20 protein-coding genes and 1 other annotated feature are annotated in these 22,701 nt (G+C 36.1%); of the genes, 14 read left to right on the top strand and 6 right to left on the bottom strand.

Translation table 11 applies throughout. The annotated features are described in order from the left end of the window. Positions 1–24 precede the first annotated feature (24 nt). The 3 genes from MHB48_RS04805 (at position 25) to MHB48_RS04815 (ending at position 3,461) form a co-directional block, all read left to right on the top strand. The gene (locus MHB48_RS04805) at positions 25–921 is read left to right on the top strand and encodes a fumarylacetoacetate hydrolase family protein (protein ID WP_342600420.1); all 897 of its coding nucleotides are present in this window, start codon (positions 25–27) and stop codon (positions 919–921) included. 59 nt (positions 922–980) lie between these two features. Continuing rightward, a complete protein-coding gene (locus tag MHB48_RS04810; protein WP_342600421.1) occupies positions 981–1,343 on the top strand; it encodes a YisL family protein in 363 nt (120 codons plus the stop codon). A 675-nt stretch (positions 1,344–2,018) separates the two neighbouring features. Then, on the top strand, positions 2,019–3,461 hold the full coding sequence (locus MHB48_RS04815) for an alpha-amylase family glycosyl hydrolase (protein ID WP_342600422.1): 1,443 nt from the start codon (positions 2,019–2,021) through the stop codon (positions 3,459–3,461). A 423-nt stretch (positions 3,462–3,884) separates the two neighbouring features. Here the strand turns inward: MHB48_RS04815 and MHB48_RS04820 are convergent, their stop codons facing one another. Beyond that, the gene (locus MHB48_RS04820; RefSeq protein WP_342600423.1) at positions 3,885–4,736 is read right to left on the bottom strand and encodes a DegV family protein; all 852 of its coding nucleotides are present in this window, start codon (positions 4,734–4,736) and stop codon (positions 3,885–3,887) included. A gap of 21 nt (positions 4,737–4,757) precedes the next feature. After that, the gene (locus tag MHB48_RS04825; RefSeq protein WP_342600424.1) at positions 4,758–5,570 is read right to left on the bottom strand and encodes a Cof-type HAD-IIB family hydrolase; all 813 of its coding nucleotides are present in this window, start codon (positions 5,568–5,570) and stop codon (positions 4,758–4,760) included. Between the two features lie 132 nt (positions 5,571–5,702). Between MHB48_RS04825 and MHB48_RS04830 the strand changes: the two genes are divergently transcribed. Continuing rightward, positions 5,703–6,461 (top strand): prolyl oligopeptidase family serine peptidase, encoded by a 759-nt coding sequence (locus MHB48_RS04830; protein ID WP_342600425.1) that lies wholly within the window; start codon positions 5,703–5,705, stop codon positions 6,459–6,461. Between the two features lie 49 nt (positions 6,462–6,510). Beyond that, on the top strand, positions 6,511–6,819 hold the full coding sequence (locus MHB48_RS04835; protein ID WP_340918433.1) for a metal-sulfur cluster assembly factor: 309 nt from the start codon (positions 6,511–6,513) through the stop codon (positions 6,817–6,819). A 49-nt stretch (positions 6,820–6,868) separates the two neighbouring features. Here the strand turns inward: MHB48_RS04835 and MHB48_RS04840 are convergent, their stop codons facing one another. Then, positions 6,869–7,564: a Crp/Fnr family transcriptional regulator gene (locus tag MHB48_RS04840; protein ID WP_342600426.1), complete on the bottom strand. Its 696-nt coding sequence runs from the start codon at positions 7,562–7,564 to the stop codon at positions 6,869–6,871. A 151-nt stretch (positions 7,565–7,715) separates the two neighbouring features. Here MHB48_RS04840 and MHB48_RS04845 point away from each other — a divergent pair, with 151 nt between their 5' ends. Then, positions 7,716–9,842 (top strand): AAA family ATPase, encoded by a 2,127-nt coding sequence (locus MHB48_RS04845; RefSeq protein ID WP_342600427.1) that lies wholly within the window; start codon positions 7,716–7,718, stop codon positions 9,840–9,842. 225 nt (positions 9,843–10,067) lie between these two features. Here MHB48_RS04845 and MHB48_RS04850 read toward each other — a convergent pair whose 3' ends face one another. Beyond that, positions 10,068–10,256: a YjzD family protein gene (locus MHB48_RS04850; RefSeq protein ID WP_342600428.1), complete on the bottom strand. Its 189-nt coding sequence runs from the start codon at positions 10,254–10,256 to the stop codon at positions 10,068–10,070. A 167-nt stretch (positions 10,257–10,423) separates the two neighbouring features. On the opposite strand from MHB48_RS04850, the gene MHB48_RS04855 reads away from it, so the two are divergent. The 7 genes from MHB48_RS04855 (at position 10,424) to MHB48_RS04885 (ending at position 18,819) form a co-directional block, all read left to right on the top strand. After that, complete coding sequence (locus MHB48_RS04855; protein WP_342600429.1) at positions 10,424–11,359, top strand: beta-ketoacyl-ACP synthase III; 936 nt, start codon at positions 10,424–10,426, stop codon at positions 11,357–11,359. Positions 11,360–11,386: 27 nt separating this feature from the next. Beyond that, entirely contained in the window at positions 11,387–12,622 is a 1,236-nt protein-coding gene (gene fabF / locus MHB48_RS04860) for a beta-ketoacyl-ACP synthase II (RefSeq protein ID WP_340918447.1), read from the top strand. A 411-nt stretch (positions 12,623–13,033) separates the two neighbouring features. Beyond that, complete coding sequence (locus MHB48_RS04865) at positions 13,034–14,047, top strand: ABC transporter ATP-binding protein (protein WP_342600430.1); 1,014 nt, start codon at positions 13,034–13,036, stop codon at positions 14,045–14,047. Beyond that, complete coding sequence (locus MHB48_RS04870) at positions 14,044–14,991, top strand: ATP-binding cassette domain-containing protein (RefSeq protein ID WP_342600431.1); 948 nt, start codon at positions 14,044–14,046, stop codon at positions 14,989–14,991. The genes MHB48_RS04865 and MHB48_RS04870 overlap by 4 nt, the downstream gene beginning before the upstream one ends. 1 nt (position 14,992) lies before the next feature. Next, the gene (opp4B, locus tag MHB48_RS04875; RefSeq protein ID WP_342600432.1) at positions 14,993–15,955 is read left to right on the top strand and encodes an oligopeptide ABC transporter permease; all 963 of its coding nucleotides are present in this window, start codon (positions 14,993–14,995) and stop codon (positions 15,953–15,955) included. A gap of 29 nt (positions 15,956–15,984) precedes the next feature. Further along, complete coding sequence (locus MHB48_RS04880; RefSeq protein ID WP_342600433.1) at positions 15,985–16,902, top strand: ABC transporter permease; 918 nt, start codon at positions 15,985–15,987, stop codon at positions 16,900–16,902. 60 nt (positions 16,903–16,962) lie between these two features. After that, positions 16,963–18,819 carry an oligopeptide ABC transporter substrate-binding protein gene (locus MHB48_RS04885; protein WP_342600434.1) on the top strand — a complete coding sequence of 619 codons (1,857 nt, stop codon included), beginning with the start codon at positions 16,963–16,965 and terminating at the stop codon, positions 18,817–18,819. Between the two features lie 246 nt (positions 18,820–19,065). On the opposite strand, the gene trpS is transcribed toward MHB48_RS04885, so the two are convergent. Beyond that, entirely contained in the window at positions 19,066–20,052 is a 987-nt protein-coding gene (trpS, locus tag MHB48_RS04890; protein ID WP_342600435.1) for a tryptophan--tRNA ligase, read from the bottom strand. A gap of 44 nt (positions 20,053–20,096) precedes the next feature. Further along, positions 20,097–20,310: a binding site (T-box leader), on the bottom strand. Between the two features lie 53 nt (positions 20,311–20,363). Next, positions 20,364–20,708: a DUF3899 domain-containing protein gene (locus MHB48_RS04895; RefSeq protein WP_342600436.1), complete on the bottom strand. Its 345-nt coding sequence runs from the start codon at positions 20,706–20,708 to the stop codon at positions 20,364–20,366. 248 nt (positions 20,709–20,956) lie between these two features. Between MHB48_RS04895 and MHB48_RS04900 the strand changes: the two genes are divergently transcribed. Next, positions 20,957–22,669, top strand: coding sequence for a peptide ABC transporter substrate-binding protein (locus tag MHB48_RS04900; protein WP_342600437.1), 1,713 nt, complete (start codon positions 20,957–20,959; stop codon positions 22,667–22,669). The last annotated feature ends 32 nt before the right edge of the window (positions 22,670–22,701 follow it).

A 22,701-nucleotide genomic window follows, 5' to 3' on the forward strand; every position in this document is an offset into this window, starting at 1 on the left:
ACTATTTGAAGGAGAGTCGACACGATGAAACTATTATCATACCGATTAAATGATAAAATTTACTTCGGACCAAAAGTGAAAAAAGAAGAGGCAGTATGGGATGTACTAAGCATACAAGAGACACTCCAGGTTTTACCTAGTTTTCCGACATCCATTGTTCAAGGTGTAAGTTTTGGGATGGATTTTATCGAGCAGATTCGTAAACTTGTAGAAGTAGCTTCGAAAGAGGAAAATGCAAATAGTTTTAAACGTTCCTTTACGGAAATCGAATGGCTATCCCCAATTCCTCGCACTCCGAAAAATATCATGGCTATTGGTAAAAACTACGCTGACCATGCAAAAGAAATGGGAGGTGTAGCGAATGATTTTGTCGTATTTACAAAGGCTCCAACTACTATTGCTGCAGACGAACAAACGCTTACCGTTCATGCAGATATAACATCCTCTTATGATTATGAAGGGGAACTGGCAGTTGTTATAGGAAAAGAAGGGAAAAATATACCAACGAAATTAGCATATGACTATGTGTTTGGTTATACTATTGCAAATGATTTAACAGCACGTGATTTACAAACGAAGCACCAACAATATTTCCTTGGAAAAAGTTTAAATGGCTCATGTCCACTAGGTCCTTATGTTGTGACTAAAGATGAACTGCCAAACCCGCAAGAACTTGCGATTGTGACAAAAGTAAATGATGAAATTCGTCAAAATGGACTAACTTCTGATATGATTTATTCGGTGGAACAAATTATTTCGGAAATTTCTAGAGTTGTTACCTTAGAGCCAGGTGATGTAATTTTAACAGGAACTCCTGCTGGGGTAGGGAAGGGTTTTAATCCTCCTAAGTTTCTGAAATCAGGCGATATTGTGAAAGTGTCTATTGAAGGAATCGGTACGTTGGTTAACAAGTTCGAGTAATATTTGGATAAAAGTGTTATAGTATATTTATATAATAAAATAACGTCGAGGTGAGACAAATGGATTTTTTAGCAAGTACACATTTACACATTACAACTTGGGTAGTAGCATTAATTCTATTTTTTGTTGCATTAGCTATGGCTAATCCAAAAGTTGTTCAAATGATTTTACGATTAGACTATCTATTGATTATTGCAACTGGTATAGCATTGTTCATGAAAGGGATGGACTATGGCGAGGGTATGCTTTATGGCATGAAATTTTTAGCAGGTATTTTAGTTATTGGTATGATGGAAATGACATTAGTGAAAAAGAAAAAAGGCAAAGCCTATACAACATTTTTAGTTTTGGTTTTTGTTTTCTTCTTCATCGCTCTTTTCCTTGGATTCAAACTACCAATGGGCATAAATTTCTTAGCTTAATTAATCGGAAGGGGCTTTCCAGTAGTGGAAGCTCCTTTTCATTTGAGAACAAGTATGATATTTTTGGGAGTAATGAATGAAAAGGAGTGATATAACAAATGCTAGGGGTATCCTTACTAATATTCGTCATCCTATTGATGATGATCTTTGTTGTTGCTTCCTTTATTGTTTCTAAAGTTAACAAAAAAACATACGATCCTGACTAGATGATCAACATTGAAATGAGTATGCATAACACGTCAAAGCCACCGAATTAATTGGTGGCTTTTGTTAATGGATTTAACAGTTAATCTAGATTAATCGGGGAGTCGTCCGATTAGGCTGCCAGCCATCCGATTATATGGTAAAGCCACCCGATTATTTAGTTGAACCATCCGATTATTCGGGTAAACCACCCGATTATGTGGTTATGCCATCCGATTATTCGGCTCAACCATCCGATTAAGGGGAATATGGGTTTCATCTAGCCATTTACTTGTAAGAAACAACTTGTTTTATCGAAGTAACTTTTTATTTATGACACAGTTTGGACGAATTATCGGTTATTTTTAGGACATTCCTGTTTAAACGATAGCGATTAAAACGTAGCTTTGTTAAAATAACGTTGATGTGTTGAACAAATTGTTAGATCTAGTGACTTGCGCTTCTGCTGTTCTAGATAAAGGAGGATTTACCTTGAAATTAAAAAAATGGCTTGTAACCGGTTTATTGATTAGTGGTCTTTGGGTGACAACGACTCAAACTACCAATGCAGAAGAAAACGCTTCTATACATAACGAAAGTATATACGATTTATATGTAGATCGTTATTTTAATAAAGTTATTTCCAATGATTATGACGTAAATGCAAAAGATCCAAATGCTTTTGCAGGTGGGGATTTTGTTGGGATTATTGATAAGATGGCACATATTAAAGATATGGGCTTTACGACTATTTCTATTGGACCTGTATTCGCAACTGAAACCTATGATGGTAAGAGGATTTTAGATTTTAATGAGATTGAAAAGCGTTTTGGTACTCCAGAAGAATTCCAAAAACTTATTGATGAAGCGCATAAACAAAATCTAAAAATAATGATCGAGTTTCCTTTAAATAATTATAGTGTCAATCATGTTTGGAATGTAGACAATGAAAAGAAAGATTGGATTATTTCTACTGAAAATGGTGTCCTGCAATTAGATCTTTCAAATGATGAAGTGCAGAAAGCTTTAACAGAAGAAGTCGTTAGTTTTGCAAGTAAATATGAAATTGATGGTGTAAAACTTTCTGAATTAGATACTGCTCCTACAGCTTTTATTAATGAAATCATTGCAAGTGTAAAAGAAGTACGTGATCCAATGTATGTCATTGCCCTAGAAGAATCGGATGCAGATTTTGATGTAAAATATTCTGAAGAATTACAAGTAAACTTTCGAGATGCCTTTAAAAATACGGATTATCCAACAGCTGGTATTGGTTCTACGAACTACAATGATTTACTAATGATTGATGATTTAACTACGGAAAGATTTACTTATTATAGTGCACTTGAAAATATGTTTCCTCCTACTCGTATTAGAACAGCGATAGGTGCGATGCTAACAATGCCTGGCGTACCTTATATGACGTACGGTACAGAAATTGCAATGAATGGACAAACTCCTCAAGAAAGTCACCAAGTCATGAACTTTCGAGTAGATGAAGAATTAATCGAATATATTAAGGATATAAATTCTATTCGAAATAAATCCGAAACTATGCGTTCTGGGAAAATGGAAGTTTTGAAAAATGAAAATGGTTACATGGTTTACAAACGATATTCTGAGGATGAAACATTTATTGTTGTAGTTAATAATACAAGTGGAACGCAACGAATCGATTTATCAAGTGACGTCGTGGGTGAAGATAAGGAACTACGAGGATTATTTGAATCCGATTTAATACGACCTTCCGATGATGGTACTTACCGATTAGTAATGGATCGAGAAATTGTGGAGGTGTTTCAAGTAACTGATCGTAAAGGCTTAAATACTTCCTATATAATTGCCATGGCAGTTGCTTACTTACTATTTATCGTTTTCTTAGTTGTTGTTTGGAAGAAAGGAAAGCAACGAAGACGCGACGCGGATAATAAATAAAAGGTGTTGTTAATGGTAGCATCCGCTTACTTTCTGCTGGGGAACCGACAAGCCTCCTCGGCTAAGCAGGATTGGTCGCTTTCCCGCAGTAGTCTGCTCGGATTCTACCTCAAATTATTTGCTAAAAAACAACAGTAAAATATAACAGCGCCAAATAAAAAGAAGACTGTCTCCAAGTCATAAAATGGACTTGGAAACAGTCTTTTTCTATTTACGAATGTTAAACGAACATGTTGTTACCTGCCGAAAATACGTAGCAACAAGGATGTGGCGAACGTAGGATTTGTTCCTATAAGCTCGTTGCGGGTCTTGGAAGTCCGTTTTTCTGTAGGGGTCTCGCGAATTTATTATGGAAAGGGCGAAATCTATATTTCTAAAGTTTCGCCTTTTAACAATTCTATTTATTTACTATCTATTATTAATTTATGAGAGCTTATTTAAAAAGAATAATGCCATAGTTCCTGGACCTACATGTGCCCCTACAGTCGAACCGATCAGATGTATTTCTATACCCTTTGGTTGAAAACGTTCTTCGATTACTTTTTTCATTTCAAGCGCCGTCGCTTCATCATCGCTATGACTTATTGCGATTATTTGTTCATTTAATTGACTTCCTCGTTCCTCCATCATATCCATCATTCGTTTAATTACTTTTTTGCGACCTCGAATTTTTTCAATTGGAACTAGTTTTCCATCTTCTACATGTAAAAGTGGTTTAATATTTAGTAATCCACCAATAAATGCACTTGCTTTAGAAACTCTTCCACCACGAGCCAGATAATCTAAGTCTTCCACCGTGAATAGGTGCTCCATATGCTCGGCATTAAATCGTATTTTTTCTTCAATAGTTGGTAAGTCTAAACCTTCGTCTTTTAACTTTACTGCTTCTTTTACGAGAAGCCCAATCCCTAGTGATGCACATTTCGAATCAATGATCGTTAATTTTAGTTCGGGATATGTTTCAAGCAGCTGCTCGCGCATCATGACAGCGGTACTATATGTTCCGGAAAGTGCAGAAGAGAGTGCAATGTACAAACCTTCTTCTCCTGATTTTGCAAGGTCCTCAAACAGTCTTAAAAAAAGTTCTGGAGATGCTTGTGAGGTTTTTGGTTGTTTGCCAGCTCGTATTGCTGCGTATACTTCTTTTGAATCAATACCAACAATATCATCATACTCGTTTTCGTCAATATGAACTTTAAGTGGTACTAATTCAACATCATGTGCTTCAAAGAAAGATTTTGGTAAGTCACTAGCACTATCAGCGAATAATTTCATTTTCATCCTCCTTAATTATCCTTATTTGTTTAATTGTAATCTTTCTATTAAGAATTCGGCAATACCATCCGAATTATTAGATAAAGTAATTTCGTTGGCGATATTTTGGAGTGGTGCAATTGCATTGCCCATTGCAACCCCAACTCCTGCATATTCAATCATTTCTAAATCATTGTCTTCGTCTCCAAATGCAATGATGCGTTCTTTCGGTATATTTAAATACTCGGAAACTTGCGCTAAACCAACCGCTTTGTTTAAGCCGCTCCGTACAATTTCAATAACATCCCATGGAGCACCCCAACGGCGATGATCGATTACTTCGGCATGTACATCCCGTAAATGTTTGCGAACTAAGTCAACTGATTCCTCTTCTGCATGTATCAGAAGGCTTGTAGGATCTGTTTTTAAGAAAGTACGTAAATCACCAGTTGTAATATGTGGATTACCTAAAGCGAATGCCGAGATCATTTTTTCATCATGGTAATGTAAGTATACGTCATCCAACACTTCTGCTAGCATATTTTTTATGGAAAAACTTTGAACCGCTTCAACTACTTCTTTTACTACCTTTAATTCTATCGGCTTATGCCATGTATTCCACGTGTTACTCATTGGATGATGGACAAATGCTCCATTAAAATTAACAATTGGTGTCGTTAGTCCAAGTTCTTTATAATACATTTCACTTGATCGATAAGGTCTTCCAGTTGCAATCATTACTTCATGGCCTTCATCTTTTGCTTGTAATAGTGTATTTTTTGTCTTTTGCGAAATAACTTTTTCATCGGTCAATAAAGTTCCATCTAAATCCAAAACTATTAAGTGACGTTGCATATGAAAAACTCCCCTCTTTATTATTAAAGTTTATCGTGTTCAAGTAGGAACGTCAAAATGTATAGTTTAGCTTTTTTGTAAATATTGAAATGCTTTGTTAGAATAATAATAAATACGGAGGTGGCTTAAGAAATGATTTCACAATCTGAATTATGGGGTAATATTCCTGTATTACATATATTTGATGAAGAAATAAGTAATAACGCACCTATTGTTCTATTCTTACATGGGTTTGAAAGTGCGAAGGAACATAATTTACATTATGCTTATCAACTAGTTAACCAAGGGTGCAGAGTAATATTACCCGACGCTCTTTTACATGGTGACCGAGCGGAGAAACTAGACCAAGTAGAAATTAGCCTTCGGTTTTGGGAAATAGTATTAACCTCCATCGAAGAAGTCGGTAAATTAAAGGAAGAACTTATCGAACGGGGGTATTTAATTGATCAGAAAATTGGTCTTGCAGGAACTTCCATGGGTGGTATCACGACTTTAGGCTGTTTAACTGCTTATCCTTGGATTGACGCGGCTGCTATTATGATGGGGACTCCGGGTTATGTTGAACTTGCAAAAGCACAAATTGCTTCAGTAGAACAAAAAGGGTTTAATATTCCGCTAAATAGTGAAGAAAGAAAGAATATGTTTGATACGTTAGCTTCTTTTGATGCTTCAAAACAAATGCACAAGCTTGCTGATAAACCGTTGTTTTTCTGGCATGGAGAAAAAGATCCAGTTGTTCCATTTGAACCGACAGCACATTTTATCGAAGCGTTGAAACATGAATATGGAGAGAATGATATTGTGTTTATGAAAGAAAAATCTGCAGGTCATGCAGTATCTCGCAAGGGAATGTTAAGCGCAACAAAATGGCTTTCAAACAATTTGGCATAAGTATAGATGTTTTGTTATGATGGAATAATGAGGTAGGGAGGTTATATAAATGGACCAAGATATGAAAGATAGTATGATGGCAGCTCTTGAAAATGTCATTGACCCTGAACTAGGCGTAGATATTGTCAATTTAGGTTTAGTATACGATGTTGAATTGTCAGATGAGGGTGTTGGAACAGTTACGATGACTTTAACATCCATGGGATGCCCAATGGGACCGATGATTGTAGATCAAGTGAATACAGCACTTATGGAATTACCAGAAGTCAAAGAAACTGAGGTTAACATCGTCTGGAATCCACCATGGTCAAAAGATAATATGTCTAGATACGCTAAAATTGCCTTAGGCATACGTTAATATAAAAGCGACCTCTTTCTATTACAAAAATAGAAAGAGGTCGCTTTTTTTAATCAATTCGGCAAATAGATAAGGGACAATTCTCACACTCATTTTCTCTTTTCAAGAATTCAATATCGTGAATGGTAATGATTCCTTTTTGAAAGGACACAATTCCTTCACTTTTAATATCATTTAACATTCTATTCACAACTTCTCTACTCATGGCACATAAATTTGCTAGCTTTTGATTGGTTAGTGTGTACTCGATGATAATACTTCCATCCGGTTGTACTTGACCATATGTATTAGATAGACGAATCAACGTGGAGAAAAGTGCTCCTTTTTTGCCATGTAACATTAAGTCTCTAAACCGAGTTTGATTCTTTATATAAACTAGTTGAATAAATTTTGTCCATTCTACCATTAGCTCTGTTGATTCCATTAAAAAATTCTCTAGTTTGCTTCGGTGAAGCGATAATAATTGGGTAGATTCTAACGTAATAGCAGAAAAGGAGTGGTATACAATATCACAAAAAACAGCAGTTTCACCAATGTAATCATTTGGTCCGACTACTCGAAGTGTTAAAAGTTTACCGCTTTCTGTGTCTTTATTAATACCTACAGATCCAGAGACGATGAAATAAATCTCTTCAGAGCGCTCACCCTCTTGAAAAACGGGTCGATCTTTTTCTAATTTTATTATGGAACCATATTGTTTAAATAGAGAATAAATACCTGTTGTATCAGAAATATACTCGCTCATTAATAACACAACCTTTCCGTGTATATAACAATCATAGCATATAAACCTAACGTCTTTAGGAAAAATCACTTTTCTTTACAAATAATAAGAGAAGATATTATAATTACATTAGTCAAAAAAGGTCAAACTATTTTGGGGGAGATGTTTGGTTATGCAAATGAATCAACAAGATCAAAAAAGTCCTTTAGAAACGTACGGTCGTAATCTAATTACTGCAGTGAGAGAAGGAAAGATGGATCCCGTTATCGGTCGTGATCAAGAGATTCGAGATGTTATTCGGATTTTGTCTAGAAAAACAAAAAATAATCCGGTTTTAATTGGAGAACCTGGTGTAGGGAAAACAGCCATTGTAGAAGGATTAGCACAACGTATTGTCCGAAAAGATGTACCGGAGGGCTTGAAAGAGAAAGAAATATTTGAATTAGATATGAGCTCCCTCATTGCAGGGGCGAAATATCGAGGAGAATTTGAAGAACGATTACAAGCGGTATTGAAGCAAGTAAAAGAGAGCGAAGGACAGATTATCTTATTTATCGATGAAATCCATACAATTGTAGGAGCTGGAAAATCAGACGGTGCCATGGATGCTGGTAATATGTTAAAACCGATGCTAGCTCGAGGAGAATTACATTGTATTGGTGCAACGACATTAGATGAATATCGTATGTATATTGAAAAGGATCCTGCGTTAGAGAGAAGATTTCAACAAGTACTCGTACGAGAGCCATCTGTTGAAGATACAGTTTCTATTTTACGCGGGTTGAAAGAAAGATTTGAATTGCATCATGGTGTACGTATACATGATAGAGCGATTGTCGCTGCAGCGCAGCTTTCTAATCGTTATATGACAGAACGCTTTCTTCCAGACAAGGCAATTGATTTAGTAGACGAGGCATGTGCAATGATTCGAACAGAAATAGATTCCATGCCGCAGGAGTTAGACGAAGTTACGAGAAAAATGATGCAGCTGCAAATAGAAGAACAAGCGTTAATAAAAGAAAAAGATGCTGCTAGTCAAAAAAGATTAGAACAATTACGTCAAGACTTAGCAGAACTAGAGCAATCAACCAGTGAAATGAGAAACAAATGGGGGCAGGAAAAAGAAGCGATTCAAGTAATTCAGCAAAAAAGAGAAGAGTTGGATCGATATCGTAGAGAATTGGAGGAAGCTGAAAATAAGTACGATTTAAATAAAGCAGCAGAACTTCGTCATGGAAAGATACCTACGCTAGAAAAAGAATTACTAGTCTATGAGCAAGAAGTAAACAATGATACAGACACGCGCTTACTACGAGAAGAAGTAACTGTCGATGAAATTGCTTCGATTATTTCAAGATGGACTGGCATCCCAGTCACAAAACTTGTCGAAGGCGAAAGAGAAAAACTTTTGCGATTAAAAGAAACGCTTGGAGAACGAGTAGTTGGACAGGATCAAGCGGTTCAATTAGTGACGGAAGCTGTTTGGAGAGCTAGAGCAGGTATAAAAGATCCACAAAAACCGATTGGATCCTTCCTATTTTTAGGACCTACTGGTGTTGGAAAAACAGAACTTGCCAAATCATTGGCTGCCAACTTATTTGATTCGGAAGAGCATTTTATTCGTATCGACATGTCAGAGTATATGGAAAAACATAGTGTATCGCGACTAGTAGGCGCTCCTCCTGGCTATATTGGATATGAAGAAGGTGGTCAGCTGACGGAAGCGGTACGCAGAAATCCTTATTCCGTTGTTTTATTAGATGAAATTGAAAAAGCTCACCCTGATGTTGCGAATATTTTATTGCAATTAATGGATGATGGACGAATTACGGATAGCCAAGGAAGGATCGTTAATTTCACAAATACAGTTGTCATCTTAACATCTAATATTGGTTCGCAATATCTTGGAAATACGACTGGTAAAGTAGGGGAAGAGGAAGAGACTCTTGTCATGTCTGCACTTCGAGCGCACTTTAAGCCCGAGCTTTTAAATCGTATGGATGACATCATTATGTTCCATTCATTGACGACACAACATTTTGAAAAAATCGCAGAGAAATATGTGAAGCAGCTACAAAAAAGATTGCAAGAACAAGAAGTTACATTGGAAGTGCAAGATAATGTCTTTAAGTGGATTGTAAATGAAGGAACGGATGCAGCATATGGTGCAAGACCTTTAAGACGATTCATCCAACGTAATCTAGAAACCGCTGTAGCTAAACTGCTAATTGGTGGAAATGTTCTTCCAGGAGGCACTATTGGAGCGAGTGTAGAAGATGGACAATTGATTGTAAAATAACTATCTATGTTACTCGCAATATTAGGAAGCATATTCGCAAGATAGGTTGGATTTTTCGCAACATTATGAGGAATACTAGCAATATTTAAGCTATGCGCAATATAACGAGCGTTACTCGCAACATTTCGAAGCATATTCGCAAGATAGAGTGGATTACTCGCAATATAATGTGGAATCCTCACATTTCAAAATAAAAACAGCTCCCAACAAGGGGGGAGCTGTTTTTTAGTGATGTTCTGAAGCTACTGGGTCGTTTGGAATAATTGCAGAGATAATAAAAATCATAATTGCAACTGGAACTGACATGATTAATCCATTAACCACTTCAAATGGTACGTTCTGTACAGAGCTTACTACGTAATTTAACATTGAAACTAAAATAACTGACCATATTAACGTCATAATATATTTCATTTGTTTTCACCTCATATTGAATTTACCTATATGTATCATCATACCATACGGAGCTTCTTTTCAAAAGAATATTTAATACATCTAACTATGTTGTTGAAAAATGTTCATATATTCGTTATTATTAATACCAGGTACTAATAATAGATTATAAGAAAAGAGGAACTTTCATGAATGCAGGAATAATCGGTTTAGGTTCATATGCACCTGATCAAATTTTGACAAATGAAGACCTTGAAAAAAAAATAGATACATCTGATGAATGGATTCGAACTAGAACTGGTATAGAAGAAAGAAGAATTGCCGCACCAGAAGAAAATACTTCTCATATGGCGTTTAAAGCAGCACAAGAAGCGATTAAGGATGCAGGAATAAATCCAGAACAAATTGGTTTAATTTTAGTAGCAACTGTTACACCCGATAATCCTTTCCCAAGTGTAGCAACGATGTTACAAGAACAACTAGGAGCGTCAAACGCTGCAGCAATGGACGTATCAGCTGCATGTGCAGGATTTATGTATGGAATAGTTACTGCAAAGCAATTCGTTGAAACCGATACGTATTCTCATGTACTAGTAGTAGGCGTAGAAAAGCTCTCTAAAATAACAAACTGGGAAGATCGCAATACAGCCGTGCTATTTGGTGATGGAGCGGGTGCTGTAATCGTTAGTAAAGTATCCGAGGGACGTGGTATATTATCGTTCGAGCTTGGTGCAAACGGAAGCGGCGGTAAGTATTTACAGCAAGATGGTCCATATCTAACGATGAATGGCAGAGAAGTTTTTAAGTTTGCTGTTAGACAAATGGGAGAGTCTGCGGTTAATGTAATAGAGAAAGCTGGATTAAATAAAGAAGATGTAGATATGTTAATCCCGCATCAAGCAAATATTCGAATAATGGAAGCAGCGAGAGAGAGACTAGAGCTACCAATAGAAAAAATGTCTAAGACAATTCATAAATACGGAAACACTTCTTCTGCTTCTATTCCACTTTCTTTAAAGGAAGAAGTAATGAATGGTAAAGTGAATGACGATGACGTTATTGTGATGGTTGGATTCGGTGGAGGATTAACATGGGGTGCAATTGCGTTAAAATGGGGAAGATAATTTATAAATACGAAGGGATGAATATAAATGACAAAACGTAGAGTTGTGGTTACTGGAGTTGGAGCTATTACACCACTTGGTAACGATATCGAAACAACATGGGCTGGTATTAAAGAAGGAAAATCTGGAGTAGGCATGCTGACACGACTAGATGCTAGTCAATTTGCAGCAAAAGTTGCGGCAGAAGTCAAAGATTTTGATATTGAAAAATATATTGAAAAAAAAGATGCTCGTAAGATGGACCGTTTTACACATTATGCACTAGCTGCATCTATCATGGCCGTGGAAGATGCTAACTTAACTATTACGGAAGAACTTGGGCTTCGAACGGGTGTATGGATCGGTTCTGGTATTGGTGGGATGGAGACGTATGAAGCGCAATTCCGAATCTTTTTAGAAAAGGGTGCTCGTCGAGTTAGTCCATTTTTTGTACCAATGATGATTCCTGATATGGCTGCTGGCCAAGTGTCTATTCATTTTGGAGCAAAAGCAATTAACTCATGTACGGTTACGGCTTGTGCATCTGGTACTAACTCCATTGGGGATGCATTTAAAGTGATTGAGCGCGGAGATGCTGATGTAATGATCACAGGTGGAGCTGAATCACCTATCACACATATGTCAGTAGCTGGATTCTGTTCAAACACTGCATTAACTTTAAATACAGATCCTCAAAAAGCATCAAGACCGTTTGATGCAAATCGTGATGGGTTTGTTATTGGAGAAGGTGCAGGAATTCTTATATTAGAGGAATATGAACATGCAGTAGCCCGCGGAGCAAAAATCTATGCGGAAATCGTTGGATATGGTTCCACTGGTGATGCACATCATATTACTGCTCCAGCTCCTGAAGGGGAAGGTGCAGCTCGTGCGATGCAACAAGCAATTGAAGATGCAGGTATCAGTCCGGAACAAGTAGACTATATTAATGCACATGGTACAAGTACCCCATACAATGACCAATTTGAAACATTGGCAGTGAAAACTGTTTTTGCAGAACACGCATATAATTTGGCAATGAGCTCTACTAAATCAATGACGGGACATTTACTTGGTGCAGCTGGGGGAATTGAAGCTATTTTTAGTGTTCTAGCGTTGAAAGAAGGTATTTTACCTCCAACAATCAATTTAGAAAATCCTGACCCGATTTGTGATTTAGATTATGTACCGAATATTGCTAGAAAAGCTGATATTCAATATTCAATGAGCAATTCATTAGGATTTGGTGGGCATAACGCGAGTATCTTGTTTAAGAAAATTTAACTAAATTTTATAAAAGCATTTCCAATTTAAAAATTGGAAATGCTTTTTTTTGTTGCATGTAAATTTAGTCAATTAAAATACTATTATATTATCGATTTAAAGCACTAAATGATATTTTATTGATGTGAAACTTCAAAAAATGATGCTTTTTTTGTGTTATTAATTAATTTTTTGAACAATGTAAAGATTAATAAAACTGTTGGTATTATTGACCTTATTATGATTTTTCAATTTTCGGAATAGAGTAAATAAAAGGAAAAGATAGAAAATTTGTATTGCGATTGTAACAATACTGTAATAGACTTTACAAATAAGATAGTTAAAAAACAGAAAAGTGTAAATATTGAATTAGTTAAATATTTTCTGAATGTAAAGAGGCTAGCGATTGATTCTTGAAAGGAGTTCATTACTTTGAACATCACTGACCAACTACTAACCATAAAAGATTTACATACTGGCTTTCGTATCAAGGATACATATTTTGATGCAGTAGATGGTGTATCCATCAATTTAAAGAAAAATGAAATTCTAGCTATTGTTGGTGAGTCTGGTTGCGGCAAGTCTACATTAGCGACTTCTATTATTGGGCTTCACGATCATAATAGGACCCGTGTAGAAGGAGAAATTATCTACGATGGAAAAAATCTTGCGAAGCTGGATGAAGAAAAGTTTAACAAAGTACGTGGGGAAGAAATCGGAATGATCTTCCAAGATCCTTTGTCTGCTTTGAATCCACTTATGCGTATTGGTGAACAAATTGAAGAGTCATTAATATTCCATACCAAGATGTCTAAAAGTGAAAGGGAAAAGCGTGTAATAGAATTATTAAATCAAGTTGGAATACCTAATCCAATGCGCGTTAAAAAGCAATTTCCTCATCAGTTGTCAGGTGGTATGCGCCAACGTGTTATTATTGCCATTGCCATTTCCTGTAAACCGAATATAATCATTGCAGATGAACCGACTACTGCACTGGATGTAACAATCCAAGCCCAAATTTTAGACTTACTTAATGATTTACAAGCTGAAACAGGTGCAGGGATAATTCTTATCACACATGATTTAGGCGTTGTAGCGGAAGTAGCTGACCGAGTAGCAGTTATGTACGCTGGTCAAATTATTGAGGAAGCGCCAGTAGAAGAATTATTCTCGAATCCAAAACATCCATATACAAGATCATTATTTAATTCTATCCCACAAATGAATAGCGAAAATGAAAAATTACAAGTAATTCAAGGAATTGTACCTTCTCTCGTGAAATTACCACGAACAGGATGCCGTTTCTCAGCACGTATTCCATGGATACCAAATATTGCACATGAAGAAAATCCGATACTTCACGAAATATCTCCAGGTCATTTAGTTAGATGCACCTGCTGGCAGCACTTTCACTTGGAAAGTGAAGAAGGAGGAAATGCACTATGAGCTTTATGCAAATCAAAGATTTACACGTCCATTACCCTATTCGCGGAGGATTTTTCAATACTGTCGTCGACAAAGTATATGCAGTTGATGGAATTAGTCTAGATATAGAAAAAGGGAAGACTTATGGTTTGGTTGGAGAATCTGGATGTGGAAAATCTACAACTGGTAAATCTATTATTGGATTAGAAAAAATTACGTCTGGAGAAATCATTTATGAAGGAGAGAATGTGACGCATAAACGTCGTAGTAACAATTCCTCTTATAATCGTGATATCCAAATGATTTTCCAAGATGCTCATTCTAGTCTGAATCCTAGGAAACGAGTTCAAGATATTATTGCAGAGCCAATTAGAAACTTTTTGAAACTAACACTAGATGAGGAAAAACGTAAAATTAATGAGTTGTTGGCGATTGTTGGGATGAACGAGGATGCAAAATTAAAATACCCTCACGAGTTCTCTGGAGGTCAGAAACAACGTATTGGTATTGCACGTGCAATTGCAACCAATCCCAAATTAATTATTGCTGACGAGCCAGTTTCTGCACTAGATTTATCCGTTCAAGCACAAGTATTGAACTTTTTGAAAGATATTCAAAATGAGTTTGGTCTTAGTTATTTATTTATTTCACATGATCTGGGTGTAGTTAAACATATGTGTGACCAAATTTCAATAATGTATAAAGGACGATTCGTAGAAGTTGGTAATCGTCATGATATTTACAACAACCCACAACACATATACACAAAGCGCTTATTATCCGCTATACCTGATGTAAATCCGCTTGGTCGGGAAGCTCGAAAAAGAGAACGCATTGAAGTGGAACAAAACTATCTTGTAGATCATAAGAGGTATTTTGATGAGAATGGACGAGTATTTAATTTAAACACGATTACTGATACACATCAAGTAGCGGTGGCCGCTATAAAAAAGGAGGCCATCTAATATGTGGAAAACGATTTTAAGACGAGTATTAGCAATGATTCCACAATTATTTGTTTTAAGTTTGCTTATCTTTATCATGGCTAAGTTTATGCCTGGGGATCCATTTACAGGATTAATTACTCCAGAAACAGATGCAAATAGACTGGAAGAAATGCGAGAAGCTGCGGGGTTTTATGATCCTTGGCATGTACAATATTACAACTGGATAGTGAATGCTGCACAAGGGGATTTTGGGAAAAGTTACACATATAAAGTGCCGGTATCCGATTTAATCGGTGATCGTGCGAAGAACACACTTTGGCTGTCCTTATTGAGTGTAATTTTACTTTATAGTTTTGCTATTCCTTTAGGAGTTTTAGCAGGACGTTATCAAGATACGTTCCTAGATAAATCGATCGTTTTATATACTTTTGTTACTTACGCAATCCCTACTTTTGTATTAGGTTTACTACTATTATTCTTTTTTGGCTATCAGCTTAATTGGTTCCCAACTAGTGGAACAGTTGATATAAAACATGACGAAGGCACTCTAGGTTATTTTTGGAATAAAATTTACCATATGATATTGCCAGCCATTACGTATGCAATATTAGGCACCACTGGAGTTGTTCAATATCTTCGTTCAGAAATTATTGATGCGAAATCAATGGATTATGTTCGTACTGCTCGAAGTAAAGGAATTCCAGTACGAAAGGTTTACAGCCGGCATATTTTTAGAAATTCCTTATTACCAATAGCTGCCTTTTTTGGTTTCACTATAACTGGATTGCTTACCGGCTCTATTTTTATCGAATCTATTTTCGGTTATCCTGGGATGGGTCAATTGTTTATTCAATCCATCTCATCTCGAGACTATAGTGTCATTACTGCATTAGTAATGCTTTTCGGCTTCTTAACATTATTAGGTAGTCTCTTGTCCGATATCATCATGAGTATAGTAGATCCTCGCATTAGGATAGAGTGACGAAAATAAGGGTTAAGGAGAGAGGGAAAATGACTAAAACGTTGGAATTTAAAAAAACAGGAAATTTGATAGATGAAGTTAATAGCTCTCCACCTACTGGTTTTCAAGTACTTGTACGAGAGTTTAAAAAAGATAAATTAGCTATGTTCTCATTATTCGCTTTAGTATTAGGTATTTTAGGAATCTATATCGCGGCTATGTTTATAGATCAAGAAGCTCTCATGAAAGTGAGCCTTCGTGACAAGTTTGGAGAACCAGGGGAGAAGTTTTTTCTTGGGGCTGACCAAGGTGGCCGTTCCATTATAGGGCAATTAATCATCGGTGCGCGAAACTCCATTACGATTGCTTTATCAGTAACGATTATTACAGGAGTTATAGGAGTAGCCGTAGGATTAATTACAGGTTACTTTGGTGGTTGGATAGATAATATTTTTATGCGTATTATTGATTTCTTTATCACCATTCCTACACTAATGATTATTATCGTTTTTGTTACAATTATCCCGAAATATACAATAGCTAGTTTTGTATTAATTATGAGTGCATTCTTGTGGGTCGGTACTGCACGACTTGTAAGGAGTAAGTCGCTTACGGAAAGTAGACGCGATTATGTTAATGCGTCAAAAACATTGGGAACAAGAGACGCCACAATCATTTTCAAAGAAATTATGCCAAATCTAAGTTCCATCCTTATTGTAGAATTAACGCTTAGTTTTGCGGGGAATGTAGGACTGGAAACAGGATTATCTTATTTAGGATTTGGATTGCCACAATCTGTTCCAAGTTTAGGGACACTTGTAAGCTATGCGAATAATCCATTGATTTTAGAAGATAAGTGGTGGGTTTGGTTACCAGCATCTTTATTAATTTTAGTATTAATGCTAGCCATCAACTATGTTGGTCAGGCAATTCGTCGTTCTGCCGATGCAAGACAACGTCAGGGGTAACGATTGGTATTAAACGATTTTCGTTTGATATATAGAAAGATATAAAAAGGAGGAAAAAGAATGAGTAAAAAGCTTTGGGCATTACTAGCAGTACTTATAGCTTTCATGCTTGTGCTTGGTGCATGTAACAATGACGACAAAGAAGGAACTACAGGTACAGAAGTAAAAGAACCTGAAAAAACAGAAGAAAAAGAAGAAGAAAAAGAAGAAGTAGCAGAGCCGACAGAACCAGGAGATTCATCAGAATTTCCTTTATCAGTAAACAATGAAGGAGATGCAATTACAGGTGGAACGTTAAAAGTTGCACTGGGTACAGATACTCCATTCCAAGGAATTTTCTCACTTGTATTATATGAAGATGGCTATGATGCAGATATTATGGAATATGCAGATAACTCAATCTTCGCTACTGATGGTGACCTATTAATCACTGACAAAGGAATAGCATCATTAGAAGCAGATCCAAAAACGAATAAGGCTATAATTAAAATTCGTGAAGGCGTTAAATGGTCTGACGGAGAACCTCTTAAAATTGAAGATGTAATTTACCCATATTTAATTATCGGTCACCCTGATTACCAAGGGATTCGTTATGATGGTGATTTCCAAAACATTATTGGTGCAGTTGAGTACCACGATGGAAAAGCAGACACAATCTCAGGATTAAAAAAATTGGATGAATCTACTTTAGAAATTTCATTCAACAAATTATCACCTGCAATTTTCTCGGGTGGTGATGGAGTATGGGGTTCTGCGGAACCAAGTCATATCTTAAAAGACATTCCAGTAGGACAGCTTTTAGAGTCTGATGCAGTTCGTAAAAACCCTGTAACATTAGGTGCTTTCAAATATGATAAAATCGTACCTGGTGAATCCGTACAATTCGTAAGAAATGAAAACTACTGGAAAGGTGCTCCTAAACTGGACGGAGTTCTTTTGAAAGCAGTACCATCTGCTTCTATATCAAAAGCAATTCAAACAGGTGAATATCATATGACAGCTGGCTCATTACCAGCAACAAAATATCCTGAAATAAAAGATTTTGACAACATTACAATCTTGGCTCAACCAGAGCTTTCTTATTCTTATTTAGGATTCAAATTAGGTAAATATGATACAGCAACTGGACTTTCTACAATGGATCCAGCAGCTAAAATGAGTGATGTAAAATTACGTCAAGCAATGGGTTATGCACTTGATGTAGAGCAAGTGAATGAGGTTTATTACGATAACCTACGCTCTCGTGCGACATCTTTAATTCCACCAGCATTTTCAACATTCTTTGATGATTCTTTAAAAGGCTATACGTATAACAAAGATCAAGCAATTGCATTGTTAGACGAAGCTGGTTACAAAGATACAGATGGAGACGGATTCCGCGAAAATCCAAAAGGTGAAAAATTAGAAATTAAGTTCGCAGGAATGGCTGGCGATGCAATCGCAGAAGAAATGGCAGCGTTCTGGATTCAAAACTGGGCGGATGTTGGGCTAAAGGTTGTATTATCAACAGGACGTTTAATCGAATTCAACTCTTTCTACGATAAAGTAGAAGCGGATGATCCAGAAATCGATATTTATATGGCTGCATGGGGAACAGGTACTAACCCATCTCCAGCAGGTTTATATGGTAAAGAAGCAGCATTTAACTTCAGTCGTTTCACAACTCCGGAGTTAGATGAGTTGCTTAAAGCAATCGATTCTCCAGAAGCATTCGATTCAAATTACCGTGCAAATGCATTCCGTGAATGGCAATTATACATGGAAGAAAATGCACCAGTTATTCCAACTCAATTCCGTACTGCAATTTACACAATCAATAAAGGTGTAAAAAATTACGATGTTGATCGTGCAAATGAAGAATTCGATTTAAGTCAAGTAGAATTACTTGCTGAAGAACCAGTTAAGTCAACGAAATAATATTCAAATTGAAAAACGCCATTCGTGATAAACGGATGGCGTTTTTCATATTATTTACGAAGGATGTGATCGTAATAAGACTATTACTCTTTTTAATCAGTTATGGAACAGCAGTCATTAGCTGCTCCCATTTAGTGCTTTCATTGAACTTTTTATCTCTTGGCTATTCGTGGAATTCCGTTTTAGTGTACATGTTGAACTCCAATGATTTCACCGTTTTTTGTCTTTCGATTTTAAGTCTAACTCTTATCGTCTTCTTCCAAGGCCCATTGCGGCTTCCATCTTAGATAAAGTAGTTATTGCCATTGCATTCGCTTTCTCTGCACCTTTATCTAATATTTCATCTAGCTCGGACGAGTTTATTAACTCTTCATAACGTGCTTGAATTGGAGCGAAATGGTCTACTATAACTTGTGCTACAGATGCTTTAAAATCTCCGTACCCTGCTCCTTGATACTTTTGAACAAGTGCATCTATCGATAGATTAGTTAAAGCAGATTCAATTGTAAGAAGATTGGAAACACCTGGTTTGTTTTCAGGGTCAAATGCTACAATACCTTCTGAATCGGTAACAGAACTTTTTATTTTCTTTTCAATTTGTTTAGGTGTATCTAAAATACGAATAGTGGCCTTCTGATTTGGATCAGATTTACTCATTTTCTTTAAAGGGTCTTGTAGAGATTTAATTCGTGCTCCATTTTTAGGTAGCTGGATTTCAGGAATTGTAAGAACTTTACCATAGCGTTTATTAAATCTTTCTGCTAAATCACGCGTTAATTCTACATGTTGTTTTTGGTCATCCCCAACAGGTACAATATCGGATTGGTATAACAGGATATCTGCAGCCATTAAAGGTGGATACGTTAGTAATGCAGCTGAAACAGCATCTTTTCCATCTGATTTATCCTTAAATTGTGTCATTCTTTCTAGTTCGCCGATATAGGATATACATTGCATAATCCATCCAGCTTGCGCATGTGCTGGAACTTCAGATTGTATAAATAAAGTAGATTTCTCTGGATCTATCCCTACAGCGATATATAATGCTGCAAGTGAGCGAATGTGATTACGAAGTTCTTGAGGGTCTTGAGCGATAGTAATTGCATGCTGATCTACGATACAAAATACACATTCATTGTCATCTTGTAATGAAATAAACTGTCTAAATGCTCCAATATAATTGCCTAGAGTGATGGTTCCTGTTGGTTGTACACCTGAAAATAATTTTTTCATTTGAATACTCCTCCTTAAAATAAAAAAAACATCATGCATCCCAAAAAAGGGACGAATGATGTAAATCCGTGGTACCACCCAGCTTGCTAAAATAATTAGCCACTCTTCTTCATAACGTGAAGGATACGGTATATGCTACTAAAAATTCACATACACTGCTCAGAAGCCCATTCCATTTAAAGTATGTTCTGTTTACACCGACCACAGAATCTCTAAGCATACGATATTAAATGTACTTTTCTTCGTCAAAGCTCAATTATTTAGTTTTGACTATTATATATTAGAAGAAACTCCAAAATCAAGCGAAAAAATTAACTATAATAGACAAATAAAGCGATGCACATACAAAGTAAACTGGATAAGCCTAAAGCGATTATTGGCTTGTGTGGAAATGAAAAAACTTCCGAAGGCAATCGCATTTTGTTAGCCTCTGCTTTCATATGTTTGGGTGTGAACACTTTGCGTGTACTTTCAGTAAAGAAATCAAAAAAACCACCTGAAACTACATATGTCATTAATCCGAAAAATGTTATGGTTCCACCAACATAAAAAGACATATTTGCGTAATAAACGAGTTCAGCATTTCCATAAGTGAGAACCATAAGAATCAAAATAAGTAACTGGACACTTAAAAAATATATAACTTTCTTTTTCATAATTCACCTCTATCAAAGTAAATTATAGAAGATAAATTAAAAATAATCAAAAAGTAATTAAGATATTAGTAAATGTGAATATCAAAAAAGAAACATTTTCTTTACCAATGATTCTCAATTGTTAGGACAATGTAATGATTTTGTTACAACAATGTAAAAATATTATAAAAAAGGTCTGTACAAGTTAAAAGTAAAATGTATAATAAGTAATGTAATGAATTTTTCTGAATATTAGGGAGGTTAAAAAAATGAAGAATAGTAAGTTTGCATGGCTTTTAAGCCTACTGTTAGTTGTTGCTCTTTTCTTAGCTGCATGTGGCGGTAAAGAAGAAGGTACTAAAACAACTACAGAACCAGGAGATAAAGAAGAAGCTACACCTGAAGAAGAAGTAGTAGTAACTGACGAAGAACAGGTACTTAACTTAATTATGAGTGCTGAGATTCCAACAATGGACTCTGCTTTAGTAACTGACCAAGTTGGTTTTGATTTACTGAACAATGTAAACGAAGGTTTATACCGTTTAAATCAAGAAAATGTTGCAGTTCCTGCAATCTCTGAAGGTGAACCAACAGTTTCTGAAGATGGATTAGTTTACACATTCACTTTACGTGATGCTAACTGGTCTGATGGTTCTCCAGTAACTGCTAATGACTTTGAATTTTCATGGAAACGTGCTATGAACCCAGATACTGGTTCTGAATACGGTCCATACATGATGTCTGGAGTTATTAAAAATGCTACTGAAATTTCTGAAGGTAAGGTTGAATACACTGAATTAGGTGTTAAAGCAATCGATGAAAAAACTTTAGAAGTAACACTTGAAAAACCAGTTCCTTATTTCTTATCTCTTATGTCATTTGGAACATTCTTACCACAAAAAGAAGAATTTGTTACAGCGCAAGGTGAAAACTATGCGAAAAATTCTGAATCTTTATTATACAACGGACCATTCTCACTTACTGCATGGGACGGAACAGGCTTATCTTGGCAATTAGTTAAAAATGACCAATACTGGGATAAAGATACTGTAAAACTTACTGAAATTAACTATGATGTAGTTAAAGAACCTGCTACTGCAGTTAACCTTTATACAAATGGTGAAAAAGATCGTGCAGGTCTTTCAGGTGAATATGCAATGCAATATGCTGCTGACCCAGAAATGGTAAAAGAAATGGAAACTTCTGTATTCTATTTCAAATATAACCAAGAACGTACTGGAGAAAAAACTCCACTTGCGAACGTAAATATTCGTGAAGCAATTACAAAAGCTTTCAACAAACAAGACTTAGTAGATGTAGTATTAGCAAATGGTTCTGTACCAGCTAACTACCTAGTACCAAAAGACTTCACTTTCGATGAAAATGCAACTGACTTCCGTGATGTAAATGGCGATATGGCTACTTACAATGTAGAAGAAGCTCAAGCTGCATGGGAAAAAGGTAAAGCTGAGCTAGGTGTTACTGAGCTTTCAATTGAAATTCTTGGAGGAGACACTGAAGTTTCTAAGAAAATGTCTGAGTACTTCAAATCTCAATTAGAAACTAACTTACCTGGTTTAACTATTACTCTTAAAGAAGTACCATTTAACGTTCGTTTAGATCTTGATACAAACCAAGACTACGAGATTCAAGTTGCTGGATGGGGTCCTGACTTCCAAGATCCTTACACATTCATGAACTTATGGTTAACAGGTGGCGGTAATAACCAAATGTCATACTCTAACCCAGAATATGATAAATTAGTAAACTCTGCTAACAACGAATTAGCTCTAGATCCTGCTGCTCGTTGGCAAGCAATGGCTGATGCAGAAAAAATGCTTATCGAGCAAGATTTCGGTATCGGACCTATTTACCAACGTGGTGCAATGTTCCTGCAAAAACCATATGTTAAAGGTATTATTGCTCACCCATTCGGTGGAGACTATAGCTACAAATGGGCTTATATCGAAGGTAAAAACTAAGCGATTTTAGTAGATTAAAAATCTCATATTTA

It is taken from the genome of Psychrobacillus sp. FSL H8-0483, from assembly GCF_038637725.1.
Taxonomy (GTDB): Bacteria; Bacillota; Bacilli; order Bacillales_A; family Planococcaceae; genus Psychrobacillus.